Source organism: Pseudarthrobacter defluvii, assembly GCF_030816725.1.
Lineage (GTDB): Bacteria > Actinomycetota > Actinomycetes > Actinomycetales > Micrococcaceae > Arthrobacter > Arthrobacter defluvii_A.
In genome coordinates this window covers 1312027-1335803 of the sequence record NZ_JAUSYG010000001.1, presented here as the reverse complement: position 1 = coordinate 1335803, position 23777 = coordinate 1312027, and the positions used below count along the sequence as shown (strand labels likewise).

The window sequence follows — 23777 nt, the reverse complement described above, 5'->3', positions numbered from 1 at the left end:
CGCCGCCGTCGTACTACTGCCCGGCTGAGGCGGACGGCGAAGCTGTGGCCGAAGGTGAGCCGGAAGCCGCAGGGGCCGGGTTGGCCTCCGGAGCCGTCACCGGAATCTTGGCCTCGGCGTCCATGGCCTTCTTCAGCGCTGCAGAAACCTTCTTCTGCGCGTCACCGTAGGCAGCGAAGTCGCCGGCCGCCAGCGCGGCCTGGCCCGCCTGGATGGCCGAGTTGGCCTCGTCCAGGGCCGCCTTTAGCTGGGCCTTGGCGTCCGCTTCCGCAGGCGTGGCGGGTGCTGCCGGGCCAGCGGGGGTCTGGCCGTTGTTGGCGGAGTCACCCGCTGCTGCACCCGAGTCCCCACCGAAGAGCTGCTTGAGCGCCGCGTCCAGCGTCGGGGCGAAACCCACCTTGTCACCGAACGCCACCAGGACGCGCTGCAGGGTGGGGTACGACGTCTCACCTGTCGACTTCAGGTAGACCGGCTGGACGTAGAGGATGCCGCCGCCCACGGGCAGGGTGAGCAGGTTGCCGTTCAGGACGTCCGAGGCACCCTGCCGAAGCAGGTTAAGCGCCTGCGACACGGTGGGATCGGAGTTGAACTTGTTCTGCGCCTGCCCCGGGCCGGGAACCTGCGTCTCTGGCGGGATCTGCAGGAGCCGCAGCTTGCCATAGCCGTCGGCCTTCACGCCGGCCTGGTTGCCTGCATCGGAATCCGCCGCGAGGAAGCCGTACAGCACGTTACGTGCGTTTCCATTGACAATCTGCGGGATGAAGGACGACGTCAGCTGGAAGGCCGGCTTCTCCTGGTCCGGCATCTGCAGCGACATGTAGAACGGGGGCTGCTTCACGTCGGTATCCACGGTGGGATCGGCAGGCACGCTCCACGCGTCGTTGTTCTTGTAGAAACTGATGGGATCGGTCACGTGGTACTGCCCCAGCAGCTCCCGCTGGACCTTGAACAGGTCCTCCGGGTAGCGGACGTGGCTCATGACCGCCCCTGACATCTCCGAGTACGGCTTCACGGAGGACGGGAAGACCTTCTGCCAGGCCTTGAGGACGGGATCGGTATCGTCCCAGGCGTAGAGGGTCACCGAGCCGTCATAGGCGTCCACAGTGGCTTTTACGGAGTTGCGGATGTAGTTCACGGTGCTGTTGGGCAGGGCCACCGCACGGCCGGAACTCGTCTGGGAATCGGCGGTGGCATCCGACAGCGACTTCTGCTGCGAGTACGGGTAATACTGGCTTGTGGTGTAGCCGTCCACGATCCACTTGACCCGGCCGTCCACGACCGCCGGGTAGGCGCCGCCGTCCACCGTCAGGTAGGGGGCCACCTTCTGGACACGTTCGCGGGGGTTGCGGTCGTACAGGATCTGCGACGCCGGGTTCACGCCGTCCGAGAGCAGCAGGTCGGAGGACTGGAACTTGATGGCGTAGAGGATCTTGTTGAAGAAGGAGCCAACGTTCGGCCCGCCATTGCCCTTGAACGTGTACTGGGTTTCGCCCTCCCCTTCCTTGCCGGAGGGCCGGTCCTGCTCGCGGGGCGTGGCGCCGTCGGGGGCGCCCACGATCGAGTATTCGGGCGAGGTCTCACCGAAGTAGATCCGCGGTTCATAGGTGGTGTCGTTGCCCAACACGCCAGTGGACGGGATGCCGGACTGCAGGAATTCGGGCTTGCCGTCCACGGTGAACTTGTTGCCCTTGGCCGCCACGACACCATAGCCGTGCGTGTAGACGACGTGCTGGTTCAACCAGCCCTGCTGGTTGGTTGCGACGTTGGTGGGGTTCAGTTCCCGCACGGCAATTACGGTGTCCTGAACCTTGCCGTCCACCTCGTAGCGGTCCACGTTGAGGGCCTTGGGGAACTGATAGTACGGGCGGTACTGTTCCAGCTGCGCAAAGGCGTCAGAAATCAGGTTCGGGTCCAGGAGCCGGATGTTGGCGGTGGTCTGGGCATCCGGGGCGAGCGCGCCGGTGTTTGCCGTGTTGGTTGCGTCGTACCGGGTTTCCTGGACGCTGTCCAGGCCATACGCCCTGCGGGTGTTATCAATGTTGCGCTGAATGTACTCCCGCTCCAGTGTTTGCTCCGAGGGGCGGACCTGGAACTGCTGGATGACCCACGGATAAACGCCGCCGGCCAGGATGGAGGTGATGATCAGCATGGCGGTGCCGATCACCGGCAGCCGCCAGCGGCCGATCACGGCGGCCACGATGAAGAGGATGGCCACCAGGACGGCGGCAACGGCAAGGATGGCCTTGGTGGGGATGACGGCGTTGACGTCGGTGTAGAGGGCGCCGGCCCAGCGGCCGCCGTTGCCCTGCACCGAAGAGTAGCGGTCAAGCCAGAAATTCACGCCCAGGAGCACCAGGAAGGCTGCACCCGTGACCGCGATGTGGATTTGCGCCGCGCGGCTGGTGAACACGCCGCGCTCCATCAGCCGGATGCTGCCGTAGAGGTAGTGGGTGAGGATGCCGGCGATGCCTGCAATCACCACGACGCTGATCAGGAACCCGGTGACAAAACCGAGGAACGGCAGGGTCATCAGGTAGAAGCTGATGTCCATGTTGAACTGCGGATCGGCCTGGCCGAAGCCAACCTGGTTGAAGAACAGCAGGACCTTCTGCCACTGGCTCGCCGCCGCGCTGCCCGCGAACAGGCCAAAGAGGACCGGCAGGCCGACCATGACAATCCGACGCACAGGCTCCAGCTGGGCCTGGTACCGGTTGAGGTTGTCCCGGATCTCGGAGTCAGGCGCGTAGACCGGCCTGGCGTTGTAGGCGATGCGGATTGAGAAGAAAACGGCCGCGAACATGATGGCGAAGCCCGCGGCGAATGTCGCGAGCTTCGCGAGGTTCTCGGTGACGAAAACCTCGACGAAGCCCAGCTGCCGGTACCAGAGGACGTCGGTCCAGACGTTGGCGAAGAAGATGAAACCCACCACCACAAGGGCGACGACGATCAAGGTGGGCGTCAGGGCGCCCCGTCGTGAAGGGGGCCTGCCTGTGGACATGGTGCTGGCGGGACGGGACAAACTGGGTACCTCATAGCTGGTCGTCGAAATTCGAAGCGTGCGAGCGACGTACGGTACCGGTCAAACGGCTGGTTTCGTCCGTCATCATTGCCACGAGTGGCGGTAGAGCTTAGTTCCTGTCGAGTCTAGTTGGGCGCAGTCTATCTGCTGGCCCAGTGGCTATTTGCCGGTGCATGCCGGCAGGGCGGAGGCATCCTGCCCGGTTCCTGCCAGTTCCACCGCGTGCCGGGCCTGGGCAAGGTTCTCCACCCGCACCACCTGGAGGCCGTCGGGAACGTGGCCGGCAACCTCCTCGCAGTTGCCGGCGGGGGCCAGGAAGAGGGTGGCCCCGGCCGAGCGCGCACCCCGCATCTTCTGGGCAATGCCTCCGATAGGGCCTACCGCTCCGTCCGGGGAGATGGTGCCGGTGCCCGCGATGTGTTTGCCGCCTGTGAGGTCGCCCGGCGTGACGGTGTCGATGATGCCCAGCGAGAACATGAGCCCGGCACTGGGCCCACCCACCTTGTCCAGGGAAATCTGGACCTGGAAGGGGAAGGTGAAGAGGTATTTCAGCATGACACCCAGGATGAAGCGGCCCTGGCCGTTGTCCTTGGGGGTGATTTGGACAGTGACGGGCTGGCCTGCACGCTCCACCGTCACCGTGGCCGGCGCGCCTTTGCCTGCGGCCAGTTCATCCTGGACGACGGACAGCGCGGTGATGTCCTTGCCGTTGATGGTCTTGAGGATGTCCCCCTGCTGGATCTTGCCCGCGGACGCCGAATCCTTGGACAGGTCCGCGGCCTGGAGCTGCTGGCCGAACGGGATCTTCAGTTCGTTGAGCGCGGAGGCCACGGCGTTCTCCTGGGACGTGGCCATCGCCACCGCGCTCTGCTCCTGGGCCTCTTCCTTGGTGGTGCCCGTGGGATAGATCAGTTCAACCGGGTAGACGGACTTGGAACCGTCCAGCCAGGCGGAGAAGGCAGTCAGGATGCTGACGGAGCCCGTGGGGCCGCCGTCGACGTACACCGTGGTCAGGTCCAGGCTCCCGGCAGCGGGATATGTCTCATGGCCGCTGACATTGATCACCGGATGGCCCTGGCTCTCCCCCAGCGTGTTGTAGGTGGGTCCGGGCGACTCGATGACGTAGGGCACGGGAAGTGTGCCTACGGCGATCCCCAGCCCCAACGCCGCCAGCCCGGCAACCATCATGGTGGAAAGCCGCCGGACGGGACGTCCGCCGTCGGCCGCTCCGTTGCCTTCGCCCGCGCCCGCAACACCGGTGCTGCCCGTGCGTTCCCGCGGGCCGCCGGCTCCAAAGGGGCCGGGAGTGGAGAAGGGGGAAACATCGGGAACGTGGTCCTCGGAGGGATGGCCGCCACGGGTTGTAGTCACCCCACCAACAGTACGCGGTGAGGGGGGCCGGGGACGCTTTGCCTAGAGCGAACGACGGCGGCAGGCGGCAGACAGCCGACCCCCGCCGGGGTACCGTGAAGGTTGATCAACAGTCACACCATCGATCGGCGGGACCATGACCTCCAACCCACTCAATCCGTCCAACGGCGACGACAATCCAAAAGATCCGTTGACCGAAATGCTGCAGAACCTGATGGGCGGCAAGGGGATGGAGAACTTCGACCCCGCCGAACTCGCCAAGGCTGCCGGCCTGCCGGATGACCCCAACCTGCTGGCACAAATGTTCTCCCAGGTGCAGGCCATGATGAGCTCCCCGTCCGAGGGCCCCGTCAACTGGACACTGGCCCACGACAATGCCCGCAGGGTGGCCGCAAGCAGTTCCGACCCGTCGGTCACCGCACAGCAGTCGCGGGACGTGGACGAGGCCCTCCGCCTCGCGGAGCTGTGGCTGGACCCTGTCACCGACCTGCCCTCCACAGGGCTGATCGGCAAGGCCTGGTCCCGCGCAGAATGGGTGGAGGCCACCCTGGGGACGTGGAAGCGGCTGACCGAGCCCGTCGCCAACAGCATCGCCAACGCCCTGTCCTCCGCCATGACGGAGCAGATGCCCGAGGAAATGAAGGCCATGATGGGCGGGGCCTCCTCCATGCTGCAGAACATGGGCGGCGCCATCTTCGGCATGCAGCTGGGGCAGGCCATCGGCGCCCTGTCCCAGGACGTGGTCAGCTCCACCGACATCGGCGTACCGCTCGCCGACCTTGAAATGGCGCTGCTGCCAACGAATGTTGCCGCGTTCGGCCAGGGCCTGTCCCTGCCTGAGAACGACATCAGGCTGTTCCTCGCCGTCCGGGAAGCCGCTCACGCGAGGCTCTTCGTGCAGGTCCCCTGGCTCCGCGGACACCTGCTGGGCGCCATCGAGGCTTACGCCCGCGGCATCCACATCGACACCTCACGCATCGAGGAGCTTGCCCGCGACCTCGACCCCAGCAACCCCGAGGGCATCCAGGAGGCCCTGTCCCAGGGCGTCTTCATGCCGCAGCGGACCCCCGCGCAGGAGCAGGCCCTGGAGAAGCTTGAGACAGCGCTGGCCCTGGTGGAGGGCTGGGTGGACGAACTCACCGCTGCTGCCACCGAAAAGGTCCTTCCGTCAGCCGGCGCGCTGCGCGAAACGGTGCGGCGCCGGCGCGCAACGGGCGGTCCCGCCGAGCACGCTTTCGCTTCCCTGGTGGGACTCGAGCTGCGTCCGCGCCGGCTCCGCGATGCCGCCACCCTGTGGGCCACCCTGAAGGAGGAACGCGGCATTGAGGGCCGCGACGCGATCTGGCACCACCCCGACCTGCTGCCCACCGCCGAGGACCTGGATGACCCGAAGGGCTTCAGCTCCCGCCGCAAGCTCGCCGAAGCCAGCGACAGCGAGGTGGATGATGCCCTGCAGAAGCTGCTGAGCGGCGGGTTTGACGACACCTCCGAAGAGGGCGGATCCGCGGGTGGCGGAGCTGACGGGGGCAAGGACGACGACGGCGGAACTGACCAGCCGAAGGGCTGACACTTAGACATCCCGGCCTAAAACCCCGGTGGGCCAGGACCTCCTGGCCCACCGGGGTTTTTGGCGTCGCGACCGGTGCTCCGGACAATGAATTAGTCGGCGTCAGCGCTGCTGGCCGTGCCGTCCCTGTCCAGGCCCCGGGACGTGGCAAACGAGACGCCCTCGAGGAATGCCTTGGCCCGCTGGGTGTCCGGGTATGCCTCCAGCAGCTTCCAGAACGCCGCGTTGTGCGAGGCCACCAGGAGGTGGGCCAGTTCGTGGAGCAGCACGTAGTCGATGACCCATTGCGGCATGGGCCGGAGTTTGTCCGACAGCCTGATGGTTCCGTCGGCCGGAGTGGCGGAACCCCACCGGGAGTTCTGGTTGCCTACCCACCGGACCGCGGCAGGCCTTGACCGGCCGCCAAGATATTGTGCGGACAGCTGCGCTGCATGGGCTGCAAGGGCTTCGTCTGTGGCAGGACGCCGCCGGCCGGATGCCGCGGGCCGCTCCCCCTGCTTGTGCAGTTTGGCAAGCATGCGGTGGACCCACTCCCGCTCCTGTGCGGCAGTGAAACGGGCCGGAATGGCAACCACCGCCGTCCCGTCCTCCCAGAAGGCCGCTACCGTCCTGGTGCGCCGGGTGGACCGCCGAACTTCCACCGGGGAGCCGTCCGGCGTTGTCAACCCCGCCGGCTCTGCGGCTGCCTGCCGGGAAGCGCTGTTGGGGCTGCGCCTCACAGGACAGAGCTCTCCGCCAGGACCCGGAGAACGTCTTCCCCGTATCTTTCCAGCTTGGAGGGACCGACGCCGGCAAGCCCCGACAGTTCCTCCAGCGACGAGGGCCGGGCCTCGGCGATGGCTGTGAGCGTGGCATCGGTGAAGACCACGAAGGCCGGAACGTCCGCGGACTGCGCCACCTCGCGGCGCCAGCTGCGAAGGGCGTCAAACGTCTGTTCCTCGTATGTGGGCGGGCACGCGTTGCAGCGGCCCACCTTCCGTTCGGCACCGGTGGCGAGCATGCTGCCGCAGACCCGGCAGACGGCGGGCGCGGCAGCCTTGCGGCGGGGTACGGTTCCCTTCCCGCGGGTGCTTGAGCTTGCCACCGAGTCGGGCCGCAGGCCGTCGAGGAACCGGGACGGCTTGCGGTTGGCCCGGCCCCCGGGAGTCCTTGCCGTGCTCCACGAGAGGGAAAGGTGCTCGCGCGCGCGGGTAATGCCGACATACAGCAGCCGGCGTTCCTCATCCACCGATTCAGGGGAATCGGCGAAAGAAATGGGCATCAATCCTTCGCTGAGGCCTACCAGGAAGACGGCGTCCCATTCGAGGCCCTTCGCGGCGTGCAGGGATGCGAGCGTGACGCCCTGCACTGTTGGTGCGTGCTGGGCGAGGGAACGTTCCTGAAGTTCGGTGACGAAGTCGCCCAGTCCGAACTGCGGTCCGCGGTTCTGCGCGAGCTCGTCAGCCAGCGCTACCAGGGCTGCCAGGGACTCCCAGCGTTCGCGCAAGGCACCGCCGCTGTGCGGCGCGGAATCGGTGTAGCCGAGGGAGGAAACGATGTCGCGGACCAGCTGCCCCAGAGGCTCGGGGGTTTCCGTTTCGGATACAGCCCTAGTGGCTGCACGCAGCTGAAGGATGGCATCCCGGACCTCCTTCCGGGCGAAGAAGCGTTCGCCGCCCCGGAGCTGGTAGCCGATGCCCGCCGCTGCCAGCGCCTGCTCGTAGGCCTCGGACTGGCCGTTGGTGCGGAAAAGGACGGCGACCTCGCTGGCTGGAGTGCCGGCGTCGAGCAGTGCCTTGATCTTCTGTGCCACCGTGGCGGCTTCGGCTTCGTCATCCGTACACTCGGTGAACTGCGGCGCGGGCCCGGCGGGTCGTTGCGCCACGAGCTGCAGCGGCGCTGCCCAGGCGGCGTCGGCGGTGGGCCCGCCGCTGGGGCGCCCCGCCAACAGGTCATTGGCCAGCTTCACCACCTGCGGCGTGGAGCGGTAGTCCCTGATGAGCTTGACCACATTGGCCTGCGGGTAACGGGTCTTGAAGTCCAGAAGGTGCCGGGGTGAAGCGCCGGTGAAGGAGTAGATGGTCTGGCTGGCGTCACCCACCACACAGAGTTCGTCCCGGCCGCCGAGCCAGAGCTCCAGGAGCCGCTGCTGCAGCGGTGACACGTCCTGGTATTCGTCCACCACGAAGTGCCGGTACTGTTCACGAACGGTGGCGGCTACCCTCTCGTCCTCCTGCAGGATGCCCACCGTGATCAGCAGCACGTCTTCGAAGTCGATCACGTTGCGGTCGGTCTTGACGTCCTCGTAGGACTGGAAGACCCGGGCCACGGCAGTAAGGTCGAACCCGCCTGGCGCGCCCCTTCCCTGGGCGTTTTCAAGGTAGTTGGCAGGGGTCAGCATGGACACCTTGGCCCACTCGATTTCCGACGCGAGGTCACGAATGGACGCCCGGTCAGTGCTGAGCCTCAGCCGGCGGGCTGCCTCTGCAAGCATCTGGGCCTTGTGGTCCAGCAGGTTGGGCAACGTGCCCCCCACAGCCTGCGGCCAAAAGAACTGCAACTGCCGCAGGGCTGCGGCGTGGAAGGTCCGGGCCTGGACATTTCCCGCGCCAAGGTCCCGCAGTCGGCTGCGCATCTCCGCCGCGGCCCGGGCGGTGAAGGTTACCGCGAGCAGGCGCTGCGGCGTATAGACCCCTGAGTGCACGCCGTAGGCAATTCGGTGCGTGATGGCACGGGTCTTCCCGGTTCCCGCGCCCGCCAGCACGCAGAGCGGGCCGTTCAGGGTGCTGGCCACCTCACGCTGTTCGTCGTCCAGCCCTCCAAGGATCCGGTCTTCGAGGGAGCCAGGTCCGTCAAAATTCTCTGTAGTCACTTCTGCTGCTTTGTTTCTCGACTACCGCGTGCTGGTGTCTGGTGGATGGAATAACTTATGCGCCGGCCAGGTCCTGGATCCGGCCGCCGTACCAGTGCTCAATCAACGAGCGGGCGATGGAGAGCCTGCTGGAGATCGTGATCTCCCCGCTGAGCACCGCGTCCTGGAGCTCCTCACGGCTGAACCAGCGCGCCCTGGTAACCTCCACGCCGTCGGGCGTTGCCTGGGCGTCCTCGGTGACGGCGGTAAAACCAAGCATAAGGGAGGCCGGGAACGGCCACGACTGGGAGCCAAGGTACTGGCAGGCGGTGACCCGCACCCCAACCTCTTCCTGGATCTCGCGGACCACGGCCTCTTCCAGAGACTCCCCCGGCTCGACGAATCCGGCCAGGGTGGAGTAGTTCCGGGCATCCACGGGACCGCCGCCGCCGAGGAGCAGCCGGCCGTCCGGGCCGACCACCGTGACAATGATGGCCGGGTCAGTCCGGGGAAAGTGTTCCGACCTGTCCGCGGGGCACCGTCGAACCCAGCCGCCGGACTCCACCTCGGTAGGCGTACCGCAGCGGGGACAGTGGGTGTGGGCCGCATGCCAGTTGGCGATGGCGCTGGACTCCACGAACAACGCGGTGGAGGTGGCGGTCAATTCTGCCGCGACCTCCCGGAACCCCGCCCAGACCGCGTCACCGGGTATACCGGCGGTGCCGGGCTCGGGTGCTTCAGGCAGCACAAACAGCAGTAACTCGGTGCCGGATGGAAGATCGGCCGCCGGAAGTGCCGATCCCAGGTAGACCACGAGCTCGGGCGGGGAGCCTGCTTCATTGAGTTCCGCAAGGAGTTCCCTGGCGCCGGTCAGCGCCAGGCTGCTGCCCTGCACAAGCCCCTGACGTCCGGACAGTACAGCGGCCACGGCGTGGGGACCGGCCAGCAGCTCCTCGACCATGCCGGGCCTGCCTCGCACGGCGGATCCGCGGTCCACCAGGGCCGGCCTCACCGGGAGGAGGGTATCCACCAAATGATTCGCCGGCAATGGTGCAGGCGCAGCCGGGTGGACGGGTGTTACGGACTCCGCATGGCTCATGGTTCCACCGTACTGACTGCCACCCACATTTCACATTTCCCGGACAGCTGCTGTGGGTAAGTACCCCCTAATTTGCAGGTATCTCGAGACTCGCCGCGGCCGGACCGCCCTGTGGGACGGCGGGCAATCTACCGTGGAACGGTGAGAAGAAAACCGATTGAACTGGCGGCGATTGCAACCGCGGCAGTCCCCGGACTGACCCCGACGGCCGTTAGCTCTGCGCCGGACGACCCCGCGGACTTCGACTCAGCCCTGCTCCTTGACTCCGAAGGGAAACGCTGGCGGGTCCGGTCGCCTCGGCACGCGGAAGCCAGCGCCCGGCTGGAAACGGAGTTCCTGGTGCTGCGGGCCTTCGCGCCGGCGGTTCGGGCGGAACTACCTTTCCTCATGCCGACCGTGGCCGGCAGCGTCCGGCTGGGCACCTTGACCACTTTCGTCTACTCACACCTGTCCGGAAGTACGCGCAGTGTTGAGGAGTTGACGTCGGGTCCCGCCAGCCTGGCCCGCGAAATCGGTTCCGCCCTGGCCGCGATCCATGACCTGCCGCGATCGCTGGTCAGCAACGCCGACCTTCCCAGTTACACCCCCAACGAGTTCCGCCAACGGAGGCTGAACGAACTGGACCAGGCTGCGACCACCGGACAGATTCCTGCCTCCCTGCTGCGCCGGTGGGAACACGCCATGGAGGACGTGTCCCTGTGGCGGTTCAACCCCAGCGTTGTCCACGGCGACCTGCACGAGGACAACCTGCTGGTGGAGTCGGGGCGGGTCACCGCGGTCACCGGCTGGACGGACCTGCGCATCGGCGACCCTGCGGACGACTTCGCCTGGCTGGTGGCGTCCAATGAACAGGACTTCATTGACAGCGTGCTGGCGGCCTATACGTCAAGCCGCCGCGACGTTCCGGACCAGCACCTGCTGCGCCGGGCCGCGCTGTCAGCTGAGTTCGCCCTGGCGCAGTACCTGGTCAAGGGCCTGGCTGCGGGTGACCGGGACATGGTCAGTGAAGCCGAGGGAATGCTGGAAAGCCTGGCCAGCGACATTGCGGAATACGGCGGGCAGCCGATCAGCGTTGAGCCGCTTCCTGGCAAAAACGAGCCCGACACCTCCGGGACGGCAGCACCTGCACCGGCGGAAGCTTCCGGGGGCGCCCACGGAACAGGGAGAGGAAGTTCCGCCGTGACTCCCGCCGTCACGGTGATACCCGTCCCCGTGGACTCTGCTCCTGCCGAACCCGGTCCTGTGCAGTCTGCCCCCGCTACCGCTGCCGTGCAGGCACCACCGGGCGTGCACTCCAGTCCGGCCGTGCACGTGGCCCCCATTCCGGCGGAGCCGGCCGCAGCCGCAAGCAAAGCGCAGGAAAAGCCGGAGCGGGAAGAAAACGGTCCGGACGATACATCAACGGCCGCCATCTCGATCATCAACGTAAAACAGGGCTGACCTTTGCGGGACGCTTCCCCGGCGCCGCGCCGGTGACTGTGCCGGCGCAGGTTCGAAATGGCCTTACGGGCGGCTGAGAGCAGCAGCAACGATACCTTCCAGCTCGGCTCCGGTGGCGAGGTCGTGCGGCCGCACCACGGCGTTGTCGGCAACGTAAAAGAACGCGGCCCGCACGTCCTCAAGCGGCACCTCCTTGAGGCGCGCCCACGCCAGCCGATACACCGCGAGCTGAATCGACCGGGTCTTCAGCTGGGCCCCGGAAGGGCGCCGGCCGGTCTTCCAGTCCACCAGGTCCCAGCGGCCATCGGCATCCTGGAAGACGGCATCCACGCGACCGCGGACCACCACCTCCCCCACCCTGGTTTCCACGGGAACCTCAACGAATGCGGGCGACCTGTCAGCCCAAGGGGAGGCCTTGAAGGTGGCCACCATCTCATCCAGGTCGTAGGCAGCATCGATGTGGTCGTCCGAACCCGGCGCCTCATCAAGGTCCAGCATGCCGGCCCTTCCGAAGTACTCCTCCACCCACGCATGGAAAGCGGTGCCCTTCCGCGCGGACATGCCGGGTTCGCGCGGCACCGGGCGGCGCAGCTGTCCCAAGACAGCCTCGGGATCGTCCCCGAGGTCAACCAGGGTGGACGCCGATATATGGCTGGGCAGGTGCACGTCCTGGCCCCCCGACCTTCTTGCCCTGCGCTCCAGCAGCAACGCAGCTTCGCGGGCCCAGCCTGCCGCCGCTCCCGTAAGTCCCGGGCGGGGCCCAGCCAGTTCACTGCTCCCCTGCCCCGATCTGCCGTTATGCCCCGACACCCCTCCGGGAACCAGGTGACCGGTGTCTTCCGCCAGGATGCCGAGTACGCGGCGGGCGGCTGCTTCCATAGCTGTCCGGCGTCCGCCGGCCAGGCGCAGGCGCTCACCGCTCCGTGGGTCCACCGGACCTTCCAGCGGATCGTACGGCCAGCTTGCTTCTTCGGTTTGGAGCGTCAACGGGCTCTGGTCGGGCAGGGCAGCCTCTTCCAGCGACAGCGGGTGGACCGCCGCATTCGGGCGGGACGCACCGTCGGCGGGGTGCGTCAGGGTCTCGAGTTCTGCAAGGAACGGTGACATCTCCGCCCGCCCGGCCCGGGAACCAACCCAGGCGGCACTGGACACCCACAGGACATGCTTTGCCCTGGTGTAAGCGACATAGGCCAGCCGCCGTTCCTCCGACTCGCCGTGCGCCTGGACGCCGGCCTTGTAGTCCTTCTCGGCATCGAGCCAGCCTTTCTGGTCCGGCTGGTCAAGGTCCCATTGCGGGAGGTCCGCCCGGTCCCCGCGCAAGGGCCAGGGCAGCGCGGCAGCGCCGCTGCTCCAGCGGGAATCCCTGTCGCTGGGGAAAGCGCCCGCGTTCATGCCGGGGACAAACACAACATCCCACTCGAGGCCCTTGGATGCGTGAACGGTCAGCAACTGCACCGCTTCCCGGTTAACGTCGCTTGCGGGCGCTTCCAACCCGTTCTCTTCCGCCGACGCGGCCTCCAGCCAGGACAGGAACGCAAGGATGTCCACCCGCTGGGAGGTGCGGAGGAACCCGGCGGCAGCGTCCTGGAAGGCGTCGAGGTTGCGGCGGGCCTGGTGGATGCCGATCCCCGGCCGCGCGGCCACCTCGATGTCCAGCAGCATGGCCCTCTCCACCTCGCCCAGGAGAGTGGTGAGGTCGTCACCCAGGTAGGCCCGCAGTTGGCGCAGCTCGACGGACAAGCGCGCCAGCCGGTTTCGGGCCGGAGTGCTGAGGCTCCGGCCGTTCGGCGAGGTCCACCCGTCCCGCGGCAGGAAGTCCAAAGCCTCCACCAGGCTGGCACCATCGGTCAGGTCACCCTCCAGGATTGGAGCGTCCGCTTCGTCGCTGTCGCTGTCAACGCTGGCGCCGTCGAGCCCCTGCGCCGCCTTCCCCCGGCTCCTGGCTAACTGGCTGGACCAGTCGCGCAACGCCATGAGGTCGGCGGGACCGATCCGCCACCGTGCCCCGGCAAGCAGCCGCATCAGGGCGTCGGAGCGGCCGGGATCGGCAAGGACCCGCAGCGTAGCCACAAGATCGACGATCTCCGGGGTGTCCAGGAGCCCTCCGAGGCCCACAATTTCGTAAGGGATTCCCCGGGCTTCGAACTGCCGCCGGACTGTCTCCATCTGGGCCCGCCTGCGGCAGAGCACGGCGAGGGCCGGAGGCACGGCAGTGCCGTCGGGCTTCAGCTCAAAATCGGTCACCCGGTATTTCAGGACGTCCTCGGCCAAGGCGGCCGCTTCCTCCACGTCGCTGGCAAAACGGCCCAGTACGACAGTGCCGTCCACGGCAAAAGGACTCGGCTGCAAGGGAGGAACCTCAGCCGCGGCTGCCTTGTGCCCCGCAGCTGCATTGTTCGCAGCCGCCCTTCCAAGGGACTGGGACATGACATTGGCGGCGGAGAGAATTGACCGGCCGTTCCGCCACGCCGTTGTCAGGTAGGAGGTCGGGGCCGGTGCCCAGCCGAATCCATCTTCAGCTGTACCGGTGTGGACGGGAAACTCCCGGACGAAATGGAACAGCTGCCCTGCCGACGCGCCGCGGAACCCATAGATCGACTGGTTGGGGTCGCCGACCGCTGTCACTGCGTGGCCGCCGCCGAAGAGGCGCGAGAAGAGGACCAGCTGAGCGTAGGAAGTGTCCTGGAACTCGTCCAGCAGAACCACCTTGTACCGCCGTCGTTCCATTTGGGCTGCCAGCGGGACATCCTGGGACACCTTGGCGGCGAGCGCCACCAGGTCGCCGAAATCGAGCGCGCCGCGGGCACGTTTGGCTGCGGCGTAACGGCCCACCATGTCAGCAACGCTGGCGCGGGTCCGGAGCATGCCGGCGAGGTCTGCGGCCGCTTTTGGCGGGTTCTTCTTCTTGTCGGCCAGGTAAGGCAGGGACTCAAACTCCGCGAGGCGCGCCATGAGCCAGGCTTCGACGTCCTCGGGTTCCTGGAGGTGCTCGGCGCACTCTCCCGCCAACTGGATGACGGCTTTGACAAGGGTGGACTTGGCGGCCCTGAAGTGGGCGTATTCGCCGTCGTAGGCCTCGACCACTTCGCTTGCCAACTGCCAAGCCTGCGCGCCGCCCAAGAGAACCACGTCCCGCTCCACGCCGAGCCTCAGCCCATAGTCCGAGACAATGCCGCTTGCGAAGGAATGGTAGGTGGACACCTTGGGCTCCAAGGCGTCGCTGCTGAGCAGGCCCTCCGGAATGATCCCCTTCCCTGGGGCCGTGGCCGCGAGTCGCTGCAGGGCCAGGAGCTTTGACCTGATCCGGGTGGCCAGCTCACCAGCTGCCTTGCGGGTGAAGGTTACGCCCAGGACCTCCTCGGGGGTGACCCAGCCGTTGGCCACGAGCCACACCACCCGGTCCGCCATGGTGGCGGTCTTTCCCGATCCGGCTCCCGCGATCACCAGGCGGGGTGCCAGGGGGGAGGAGATAATGGCGGATTGCTCGGGTGTGGGGGTGTTCTTTTCACCGAGCAGCACGGACAGCTCTTCGGGACTGAAGCGTACCGACTGGGCCACCTGCGCCGCAGGCGGCGAGGACAGGGCGTCGCTCATTCTGTCACCTGCCTTCCACGCACACACAGGGGGCATACCTCGGGAAGCCGGCAACCGTGGCCGCCATGGCTGCCCTTTGAGGGGTCGTGTCGCGCCATGAATTCGCTGCCACCCATCACGGCGGCGGCGTCCTTGACCATGTCCAATGCCCAGTTCTCCTGCGGGTCGAGTGGTTCCTGCTGCTGGATGGCGGGACTCTTGGCTGTGGTGCCGAGCTGCGCCAGCACCGCTCCACCGGGCTGCCCGTTTTGGGCGGACCCGGTGTCGAAACCGTCAGCCAGCACCGCGGCCTGGTACGCACCAAGCTGCGGATGGCGGTTCAGTTCGTCCTTGCCCGGCTGCCGCTTTCCGGTCTTGAGGTCCACCACCACCAGCCGGCCTTCGCCGTCGATTTCGAGCCTGTCCACTTGGCCGCGGAGAACCGCATCCCGGGGCGGTGCTTCGTCCACGGCCACTTCACCCAGGGCCACTTCGAAGTCCTGTTCCACGCCCAGCAGGCTGCGGCCCTCGCTCCTCATGGACAGCACGTACTGCGCCAGCTTCCGCACCATGGCCTCGGCACGCTGGAAATCGAGCCTTCCCTCCCAGTTGTCCTTCATGCCCAGTGCCGGCCAGCGGCGCACAAGTTCAGCAACGTACTCGGATCCGGAAGCGTCCGGCATGTCCTGGGCGATCGCATGCACCAGGGTTCCCAGGCTCCGGGCGAAGTCAGTGGCCGGTTCCCCGCCTGCCGCCTGGACGAACCAGTCCAACGGCGACTTTTGCACCGTCTCCACCTTCGACGGCGATACGGAAACCGTTCCTCCCGGCGGAACCACAGCTTCGGAAGAAGTCAGGGGCGCCAGTCCCCACCAGCTGTCCGGGTGCGCACCCGCAACGGCCGGTTGCGCCGAGGCGAGATGTGCCAGGATCCAGGCGGCTTCTTCCGCTTGTGCCGAACCCGCTTCCAGCTGGGCATGCTGCCGGAGTTCAGCTACCAGGGCGCGCAGGGTCATGGGCCGTTCCACCTGTGTGAACGACCTGCCCTGCTGGCCCGGTTCCAAGGGTGCAACAAAGTCCAGGAAGGACGATGGCTGATCGTCCTCCGACGAGACTGCGGTGCACACCAGCAGTTCCCGTGCCCTGGAGACCGCCGTGGAGAAGCTTCGAAGTTCGTCGTAGCGGATGTCCCGCAACCGGCTCAGGGGGTCACGCTGGAGGGCATAGGCGGGACCATGCTCCACGGCGTCAGCGTAAAGAGTGCTTCCCAAGAGTTCACCGCGGAGCCTCGTGTTGGGCCATACTCCTTCCTGGAGCCCGGCGATGATCACCACCGGCCATTCCCGCCCCGCCGCACTGGCCGGGGTCATCAACTCAACAGCATCATCGAGCTGGGCACGGGCGGCGAGGGTGTCCATGGGAAGCTCCTGGTTGAGGAGGTATTCGAGGAACTGCTCGGGGCCGGCGCCAGGCATCTGGTCCACATAGCGCTCCGCCGTCTGGAAAAGTGCCATCATGGCGTCAAGGTCGCGGTCGGCCCGGGCGCCATGGGGCCCGCCCGACAGTGCCGTGGCCGTCCAGGCCGAGGACAGCCCTGTGGAGTTCCAGAGCGCCCACAGGACCGACTCCGCATTGGCGCCGGGGAGGCCCGCAGCTTTCCGCCCGGCGTGGATCATCCGCGCCGTGCGCCGTGCGGCGCGTCCCTCGATCCCCAACGCCCCCAAGGCTCCGGGCTCGAGCAGGGCCTCGACCAGCAGCACGTCGCTGGCGCGGCCCCCGCCGCCCAGGAGTTCTTCACGCCGCAACGATTGCCGGAGCCTGCGCAGCTCGATGGAGGTAGCCCCGCCGATGCGGGAGGTAAGCAGGGATACCGCAGCTTCCGGCGTCAACAGGGACGGATCCAGGGCGATGGCGAAGGCATCAAGAAGAGGACGTACAGCCACCTCGTCCCTGACCGCCGATTCAGCCACTGGTACCCGTACCGGAATGCCCTGCCCGGAAAGGTAACGCTGCAGCTCACTCACCTGCCCGCCGTTGCGCACGATGACTGCAATGTGGGCCAGATCGCGGTTGTGGTTGATGTGCTGGTCCAAAATCCGCTGGGCGACGTAGCGCAGCTCATGCACGGGGGTAGGGACCAGGTGGGCCTCCACTCGGCCCGCCACCGCGTGGTGTCCGGGCTGTGCAGTACTTGTTGGTTGCTGCTCGGACAGTTCGGGTTGCTCGCGTAGTTCGGGCTGCTCAAGGCGGCGCGCCAGTTGCCCGCCGGCGCGCTGGGAAATACGCCCCGCAACATTCAGCCATGCCTGCGCCACGGCCGGCGTGAGGCCATGCGCGTGCCAGAGCGGGCGCTCAATGACAGCCGCATTGGCCGAGAGCAGCCGGGGCAATTCAGCCACCAGATCAGGCCGGGCCCCCCGGAAGCCCTGGACCACCGTGTCCGGCGACGACGTCACATAGCAGTCCTTGCCGGCGGTGATATCTGCCAGCAGCTCGAAGATCGCGGTGTTCGCTTCCTGGATGTCGTCCACCAGGACAACCTGCAGCCGGGAACGTTCCGCGGCGAGGAAATCCGGTGCATCCTGGAAAATCTGCCGCGCTGCCGTGATGATGCCGGCGGGGTCGAAGGCCTCCGGCATCCGCAGGTCAAGGATGTCCCGGTATTCGGCATACAGGGATGCTGCCGCTTTCCAGTCCGGCCGGCCGCAGTGATCCGCCAATTGGGCAAGGTCTTCGGCGGTACGGCCCGATTCAATGATGCGGTCAAAGAGCTGCCGCACCTCCTGGCGAAAGCCGCGGGTCTCCAAAGCCCCGTCAAGATCCGCGGGCCACGGCAGTTCGAGTCCCGGAAGCCGGTGGCCCTCGAGAAGCTCCTTGATGATGAGGTCCTGCTCCGGACCCGACAACAGGCGCGGGGGCCTGGACAGCGGAATCACGCCTTCGGCCTTTGCCCGCCGGATGAGGTCGAATGCGTAGGAGGCCCATGTCCTGGCCGGCGTGGTGCTGAGGCTCCTGTCCAGCCGGGCGGTGAAACGGTCCCGCAGGAAATCAGCTGCAAGGCGGGTGGGGGCGAGGATCAGCATGCGTTCGGGATCGACGCCGTCGCGGAAGACGCGCTGGACAGCGGCCTCGACGAGGACCGTGGTCTTGCCCGTTCCCGGCGCGCCCGGCACCAGGACGGGCCCGGAGCCCTGCACTACGTCGACCGCTGCAAGCTGGTCCGGTGTGAGCCGGGGAGCTTCCGCGTGCACCTGCCGTGGCGGAAGCAGCCGAAGGGCAGGGAATCCCGGCAGGGCACTGCTGCCGGCCAGGTCCAGGGGGGCCCCCGGCTCCTGGCCGATACCGGGCTCTTGCCGGTGCGGGCCCCAGGGGCCGGTCAAAGGAATCGTTACGGTCACAAAATCATTCCATCATCAGGCACCGACAATCTGTGGAGGCGGCGCTCCAGATCCTCGGCGACTGCGTCGACACCGTCAAAATCACTGTCTGTGGGCGTCCAGCGCGCGGCGGCCAGGTCCACCCGCCACCGCCCCTCCCCGGTCCGCAGATAAGAACTGTAGGCGCCCACGAGCGGGGTGCCTTCCTCAAGGTAAAGGAGCAGCGCCTCGGCTTCATGGCCCTCGGGAGCATGGCCGCTGGCTTTCAAAACCCGCCACCAGGGTACCCCGCCCCCGTGGTGGCTCATGACGAACCCTACTTGACGCGGACCCCCTGATCCCAGGAGCTCGGCAACGTCCCCGTACGCCACTGCGGACCCTGCCGGCACCATCCTGACGATGGCCAGGACCGCTTGGACATACTCATTCCGCATTGATCCAATGTAGCCGCAGTGGCGTTCCCCGGAATTGTCGGGGGGTCCCCTTAGCGTTGAAGCATGAGCTCCTGGAACACACTCCCCCGCGCAGCCTTCGACCTTGAAACCACCGGCCGCAACTCACGGGCGGCACGAATCGTCACGGCATCGATCACCGTGGTGGACCACGAAGGCGGCGTTATCAAGGAGCACGAGTGGTTGGCCGATCCAGGCGTGGAAATCCCCACCGAGGCAAGTGACATCCACGGCATCACCACCGAGCAGGCCAAACGGGACGGCCGGCCCGCGGACGAGGTCACGCGCGAAGTGGCAGGGGTACTCCAGGAGCTCTTTGATTCCGGAACCCCGGTGATCGCCTTCAACGCCAGCTACGACTTCACGGTCCTTGCCGCCGAATCGGCCAGATACGGCGTCCCCCAGCTCACCCGCTTCCCGGTCCTGGATCCCTACATCATGAACAAGCAGGTTGACCGCTACCGCAAGGGAAAGCGAACACTCACCGCACTGTGCGAGGAGTACGGAGTGGTCCTGGACAACGCGCACACTTCCGCGGCGGACGCCCTGGCAACCCTCAGGGTGCTGGATGCAATGGCAGGCAAGTTTCCCAAGCTGATGATGCCGGCCAGCCAGCTGCACCAGCTTCAGGTGGACTGGGCGGTCAGCCAGGCATCGGACTTCCAGGAGTACCTTCGGAAGACGAAGCCGGCCGCTGTCATCGAGGGAGACTGGCCGGTGTTGCCGCCGCAGGATGCCACGACAGGCGGCTTCTAGTCCGCTGCGCCAGGTTCAAGTGGGAGGCATGTCACAGTCATGGCGGGCAATATAAGGGCCCGCCCAAGCCGCGGCCCGTTCGCCACGGTGGGCCCCGGGCCCTCCCGATGAGTGCCTAGCCGCCCCTGCGAGTGCACAAAGTTCGGCCTTTACGGGAAGAGGCTCCAGCTTCTTCGGTCAAGGTCGCAAACCCGCCCAGGTGAGACAATAAAGTTTTGCGGTCACCCCTGCCCCGGACAGCTGGACCAGCGCCGGGCAGGTGCCAGGCGCCACAGCGCTGCCTTGCGGCCCGGTCGACTTATGCCCCATATGAAAGTGACAACCTGATGAAAATCAAAGCGATGAAGTGGCTCACTACCGCTCCCGTTGCACTGGCCCTCGCGGTTTCCCTCGCTGCCTGCGGTGGCGGGTCCTCCCAGCCCAGCGGCACCCCCACCGATGCCCTCGCGGGCAGCGACCAGCAGACGCTGGACAAGTACACCACTGCCAGCGTCACCCCGATCGATAAGATCGACAAGACCAAACTCGGCCTCATCACCGAAGGCACGCTGCGTGTCGGAACCCTCTCGGACGCCCCGCCGAACATCTTCATCGACCCCTCCGGCAAGTTCACCGGCTACGACAACGAACTGCTGCGCGCCATCGGTGACAAGCTCGGCCTCAAGGTTGAGTTCGCCTCCACCGACTTCTCCGCCCTGCTCTCCCAGGTAGCAAACAAGCAGTTCGACGTCGGATCCTCCTCGATCTCCACCACCGACGCCCGCCGCAAGACCGTTGGCTTCACCAATGGTTACGACTTCGGCTACATGGCCGTCGTCACCAAGAACGACTCCAAGGTCAACGGCTTCGCCGACCTCAAGGAAGGCGTCCGCATCGGCGTTGTCCAGGGAACCGTGCAGGACGACTACGTCACCAACACCCTCAAGCTGGAACCCGTCCGCTTCCCGGACTACAACACCGTTTACGGCAACGTGAAGAACGGGCAGATCGACGCCTGGGTGGCTCCGTCCCAGCAGGCGACCGGGCAGGTCAAGGAAGGCGACAACACCAAGATCGCCGAAAAGGTCGTCAACACCCAGAACTTCACCGCCTACGCAGTGAACAAGGACAACCAGCCGCTGATCGACGCCCTGAACTCCGGCCTTGACGCCGTCATCGCCGATGGGACCTGGACCAAGCTGACGTCCGAGTGGTACAAGGACCGCCCCACCGTCGCCGAGCAGACCCCGCAGGGCTGGAAGCCGGGCAGCAAGGCCGTCCAGATCCCGGCCGCCAAGTAACCAGGACGTTCCATGGATATCCTCAAGCAACTCGCTGACACCTTCCTTGACTGGAAGGCGATGGGCGAAGTCATCCCCAAGATGTTCGCCGTCGGTTTGCCGAACACCCTCGTGCTCGCCATCATCTCAGGCATCATCGGGACAGCCCTGGGGATGCTGCTCGCCCTGATGGGGATTTCCCGGAACGCCGTGGCGCGCTGGATCGCACGGGTCTACACCGACATCCTGCGCGGCCTTCCGCCGGTCCTGACCATCCTGGTCATCGGATTCGGGTTCGGACCGATTATTCGAGAACTGACTGGTTCCACGAGCCCCTATCCCATGGCGGTCGCCGCGCTTTCCTTGATGTCCGGCGCCTACATCGGCGAGATCTTCCGCTCCGGCATCCAGAGCGTCGACAAGGGACAACTCGAGGCATCCCGTGCCCTGGGGTTCGGCTACGGCGCGTCCATGCGCCTCGTAGTTGTGCCCCAAGGCATCCGCCGGGTGCTTCCGGCCCTGGTGAACCAGTTCATTGCGCTGATCAAGGAATCGTCCTTGGTCTTCCTTCTGGGCCTGCTGGCCAGTGAGCGGGAAATCTTCCAGATCGGCAAGGATGCGGCGGCCACCACCGGTAACCTTTCGCCCTACGTGGCGGCAGCAGTCTTCTACCTGGTGCTCACCGTCCCATTGACGCACTTCGTGAACTGGATCGACCGGCGCCTTCGCACCGGCCGGCCGGAAAAGAAAGAACCGGACGAGGCCGCAGCCGTCGTTGGAAAGGGAGCGCAGGCATGAGCGAGTTCGCGTCGGGAACGTTAAGCGCCAAGAACATCCACCTTTCCTTCGGCAGCAACCACGTGCTGCGGGGCATCGACCTGCATGTCCCGCAGGGCACCACGGCCTCCGTGATCGGCCCGTCCGGTTCGGGCAAGTCCACCCTGCTGCGCGTCATGAACCGGCTGATCGAACCCGACCAGGGGGACATCCTGCTGGACGGCCGTTCGGTCCTGAAGGATAACCCGGACGAACTCCGGCGCCGGATCGGCATGGTGTTCCAGCAGTTCAACCTCTTCCCGCACAAAACGGTGGAGGAGAACGTCTCACTGGCCCTGCAGAAGCTGCGGAAGTTGCCAAAGGACCAGGCCCGCGCCGCGGCGCTGGAGCAGCTGGATCTGGTGGGCCTGAAGCACAAGGCGGATTCCCGTCCGGCCAACCTCTCCGGCGGGCAGCAGCAGCGCGTGGCCATCGCCCGCGCGCTTGCCATGAAGCCGGAGGTCATGTTCTTCGACGAGGCCACCTCTGCCCTGGACCCGGAGCTGGTCAAGGGCGTGCTGGCGCTGATGGCGGACCTGGCGAAGGGCGGCATGACCATGGTGGTGGTGACGCACGAGATGGGCTTCTCCCGCAACGTGTCGGACTCCGTGACGTTCATGGATGCCGGCGTGGTGGTGGAAACCGGTCCCCCGGAGCAGCTCTTCACCGATCCTCGGACTGACCGGCTGAAGGGCTTCCTCTCGGACGTCCTCTAGCCCACGGACCAGGCACAAACGGAAAATCCCCGCCTTCCGGACTTTTCCCCCTCACAGGAAGGGGGGAATTGTCCGGAAGGCGGGGACTTTTCGGTTAATGCACGACGGCGGGACGCGCCTTGCGCCGGCAACTAGCCCCGGGCGGCGGCAGCGGCGTTCGCTGCCGCGGGGAGGGCGTCGTAGATCCGGTTCATGGCGGCGTCGTCGTGGGCGGCCGAGAGGAACCAGGCCTCGAAGACCGACGGCGGCAGGTAGACCCCCGACTCCAGCATGGAGTGGAAGAACGGCGCGTAGCGGAACGCCTCCTGCGCCTGGGCGTCCGCGTAGTTGTGCACGCCGTTCGCGGACGTCCCGAACGCAACCGAGAAGAGGTTCCCCGCGAACTGGATGGAGTGGTCAACGCCCGCGGCGTCCAGGGCGTTGGACAGCGCCGAGGAGAGCTCCAGCGAGCGGACGTCGATGAAGGAGTAGACGTCGCGGGTGGCGTTGGTCAGGGTGGCAACGCCGGCTGCCATGGCCACCGGGTTGCCGGACAGCGTTCCGGCCTGGTATACCGGCCCGGTGGGGGCCAGGTAGTCCATGACGTCGGCACGGCCGCCGAGCGCCGCCGTCGGCATGCCGCCGCCGATGACCTTCCCGAAGGTGAGCAGGTCCGGCGTCCACGGGTCTTCAGCATCCGGCGCTCCGCATGTGAGGCCCCAGTAGCCGGAGTAGCCGGTGCGGAAGCCGGTGAGGACCTCATCAACGATGAGGAGTGCGCCGTGCTCGCGGGTGATCCGTGAGAGCCCTGCGTTGAATCCCTCCGCAGGAGTCACGACGCCCATGTTCGCGGGGGCCGCTTCGGTGATCACAGCGGCGATGTTCCCGCCGTGCACGGCGAAGGCTTCCTTGACGGCCCCGAGATCGTTGTAGGGCAGCACCAGCGTCTCTGCGGCCGTGGCTTCGGTGACGCCGGCGGAACCGGGCAGGGCGAGGGTTGCCAGGCCGGAGCCCGCCGCGGCCAGGAGGCCGTCAAGGTGACCGTGGTAGCAGCCGGCGAACTTGATGATGAGGTTGCGGCCGGTGAAGCCGCGGGCCAGCCGGACGGCCGTCATGGTGGCTTCGGTGCCGGTGGACACCATCCGGAGTCGTTCGACGGCGGGCACGCGCTCCTTCACGATCTCCGCCAGGTTCGCTTCGTCAGGGGTGGAGGCACCGAAGGACAGGCCACGGTCGACGGCGGCGTGCACTGCATCCAGCACGGCCGGGTGGGCGTGGCCCAGGAGGGCGGGGCCCCAGGAGCAGACGAGGTCCACGTATTCCTTGCCGTCGGCATCCGTCAGGTACGGCCCCTTTGCGGAGACCATGAAGCGCGGCGTTCCGCCGACGGACCCGAAGGCCCGGACCGGGGAGTTGACTCCGCCCGGCATCAGCTGGCGGGCGCGGTCGAAGAGTGCCTCGTTGCGAGGATTGCTGGAAGTCATGGTTCCTATTCTCTCAGTTAGCCGGGGGCTCAGTTAGCC

General features: G+C 66.7%; 15 protein-coding genes. 6 read left to right on the top strand and 9 right to left on the bottom strand.

Features of this window, described 5'->3' with window-relative positions:
- Positions 1-13: 13 nt before the first annotated feature.
- Together QF031_RS06260 and QF031_RS06255 are read right to left on the bottom strand one after the other, a co-directional pair.
- A complete protein-coding gene (locus QF031_RS06260) occupies positions 14-2998 on the bottom strand; it encodes a UPF0182 family membrane protein (protein ID WP_307433179.1) in 2985 nt (994 codons plus the stop codon).
- A gap of 180 nt (positions 2999-3178) precedes the next feature.
- Complete coding sequence (locus QF031_RS06255; RefSeq protein ID WP_370874493.1) at positions 3179-4390, bottom strand: YlbL family protein; 1212 nt, start codon at positions 4388-4390, stop codon at positions 3179-3181.
- Between the two features lie 136 nt (positions 4391-4526).
- Here QF031_RS06255 and QF031_RS06250 point away from each other — a divergent pair, with 136 nt between their 5' ends.
- A complete protein-coding gene (locus tag QF031_RS06250) occupies positions 4527-5957 on the top strand; it encodes a zinc-dependent metalloprotease (RefSeq protein WP_307425513.1) in 1431 nt (476 codons plus the stop codon).
- 92 nt (positions 5958-6049) lie between these two features.
- On the opposite strand, the gene QF031_RS06245 is transcribed toward QF031_RS06250, so the two are convergent.
- From QF031_RS06245 to nudC, 3 genes are read right to left on the bottom strand one after another with little or no spacing between them, the layout of a single operon-like run.
- Entirely contained in the window at positions 6050-6676 is a 627-nt protein-coding gene (locus QF031_RS06245) for a M48 metallopeptidase family protein (RefSeq protein ID WP_307425511.1), read from the bottom strand.
- The gene (locus QF031_RS06240) at positions 6673-8808 is read right to left on the bottom strand and encodes an ATP-dependent helicase (protein ID WP_307425509.1); all 2136 of its coding nucleotides are present in this window, start codon (positions 8806-8808) and stop codon (positions 6673-6675) included. Before QF031_RS06240 ends, QF031_RS06245 begins: the two co-directional genes overlap by 4 nt.
- Positions 8809-8863: 55 nt before the next feature.
- The gene (gene nudC / locus QF031_RS06235; protein ID WP_307425505.1) at positions 8864-9886 is read right to left on the bottom strand and encodes an NAD(+) diphosphatase; all 1023 of its coding nucleotides are present in this window, start codon (positions 9884-9886) and stop codon (positions 8864-8866) included.
- A 141-nt stretch (positions 9887-10027) separates the two neighbouring features.
- On the opposite strand from nudC, the gene QF031_RS06230 reads away from it, so the two are divergent.
- Positions 10028-11326 carry a macrolide 2'-phosphotransferase gene (locus QF031_RS06230; RefSeq protein ID WP_307425502.1) on the top strand — a complete coding sequence of 433 codons (1299 nt, stop codon included), beginning with the start codon at positions 10028-10030 and terminating at the stop codon, positions 11324-11326.
- A gap of 63 nt (positions 11327-11389) precedes the next feature.
- Here QF031_RS06230 and QF031_RS06225 read toward each other — a convergent pair whose 3' ends face one another.
- Genes QF031_RS06225 through QF031_RS06215 form a run of 3 tightly spaced genes read right to left on the bottom strand, consistent with a single transcriptional unit; the run spans position 11390 to position 18710 of the window.
- Positions 11390-14920 (bottom strand): ATP-dependent DNA helicase, encoded by a 3531-nt coding sequence (locus tag QF031_RS06225; RefSeq protein ID WP_307425498.1) that lies wholly within the window; start codon positions 14918-14920, stop codon positions 11390-11392.
- Positions 14917-18297: an ATP-dependent helicase gene (locus tag QF031_RS06220; protein ID WP_370874492.1), complete on the bottom strand. Its 3381-nt coding sequence runs from the start codon at positions 18295-18297 to the stop codon at positions 14917-14919. The genes QF031_RS06225 and QF031_RS06220 overlap by 4 nt, the downstream gene beginning before the upstream one ends.
- Positions 18294-18710 (bottom strand): MGMT family protein, encoded by a 417-nt coding sequence (locus tag QF031_RS06215; protein WP_307425496.1) that lies wholly within the window; start codon positions 18708-18710, stop codon positions 18294-18296. The genes QF031_RS06220 and QF031_RS06215 overlap by 4 nt, the downstream gene beginning before the upstream one ends.
- 63 nt (positions 18711-18773) lie before the next feature.
- Here QF031_RS06215 and QF031_RS06210 point away from each other — a divergent pair, with 63 nt between their 5' ends.
- The 4 genes from QF031_RS06210 to QF031_RS06195 all read left to right on the top strand — a co-directional run bounded on the left by QF031_RS06210 (position 18774) and on the right by QF031_RS06195 (position 22275).
- Positions 18774-19484, top strand: a complete 711-nt coding sequence (locus tag QF031_RS06210) for a 3'-5' exonuclease (protein WP_307425493.1) — start codon at positions 18774-18776, stop codon at positions 19482-19484.
- Between the two features lie 326 nt (positions 19485-19810).
- A complete protein-coding gene (locus tag QF031_RS06205) occupies positions 19811-20764 on the top strand; it encodes an ABC transporter substrate-binding protein (protein WP_307425490.1) in 954 nt (317 codons plus the stop codon).
- A gap of 12 nt (positions 20765-20776) precedes the next feature.
- Positions 20777-21541 (top strand): amino acid ABC transporter permease, encoded by a 765-nt coding sequence (locus QF031_RS06200; protein ID WP_307425486.1) that lies wholly within the window; start codon positions 20777-20779, stop codon positions 21539-21541.
- On the top strand, positions 21538-22275 hold the full coding sequence (locus tag QF031_RS06195) for an amino acid ABC transporter ATP-binding protein (RefSeq protein ID WP_307425483.1): 738 nt from the start codon (positions 21538-21540) through the stop codon (positions 22273-22275). Before QF031_RS06200 ends, QF031_RS06195 begins: the two co-directional genes overlap by 4 nt.
- A 131-nt stretch (positions 22276-22406) precedes the next feature.
- Here QF031_RS06195 and hemL read toward each other — a convergent pair whose 3' ends face one another.
- On the bottom strand, positions 22407-23738 hold the full coding sequence (hemL, locus tag QF031_RS06190; RefSeq protein ID WP_307425481.1) for a glutamate-1-semialdehyde 2,1-aminomutase: 1332 nt from the start codon (positions 23736-23738) through the stop codon (positions 22407-22409).
- Positions 23739-23777 lie beyond the last annotated feature (39 nt).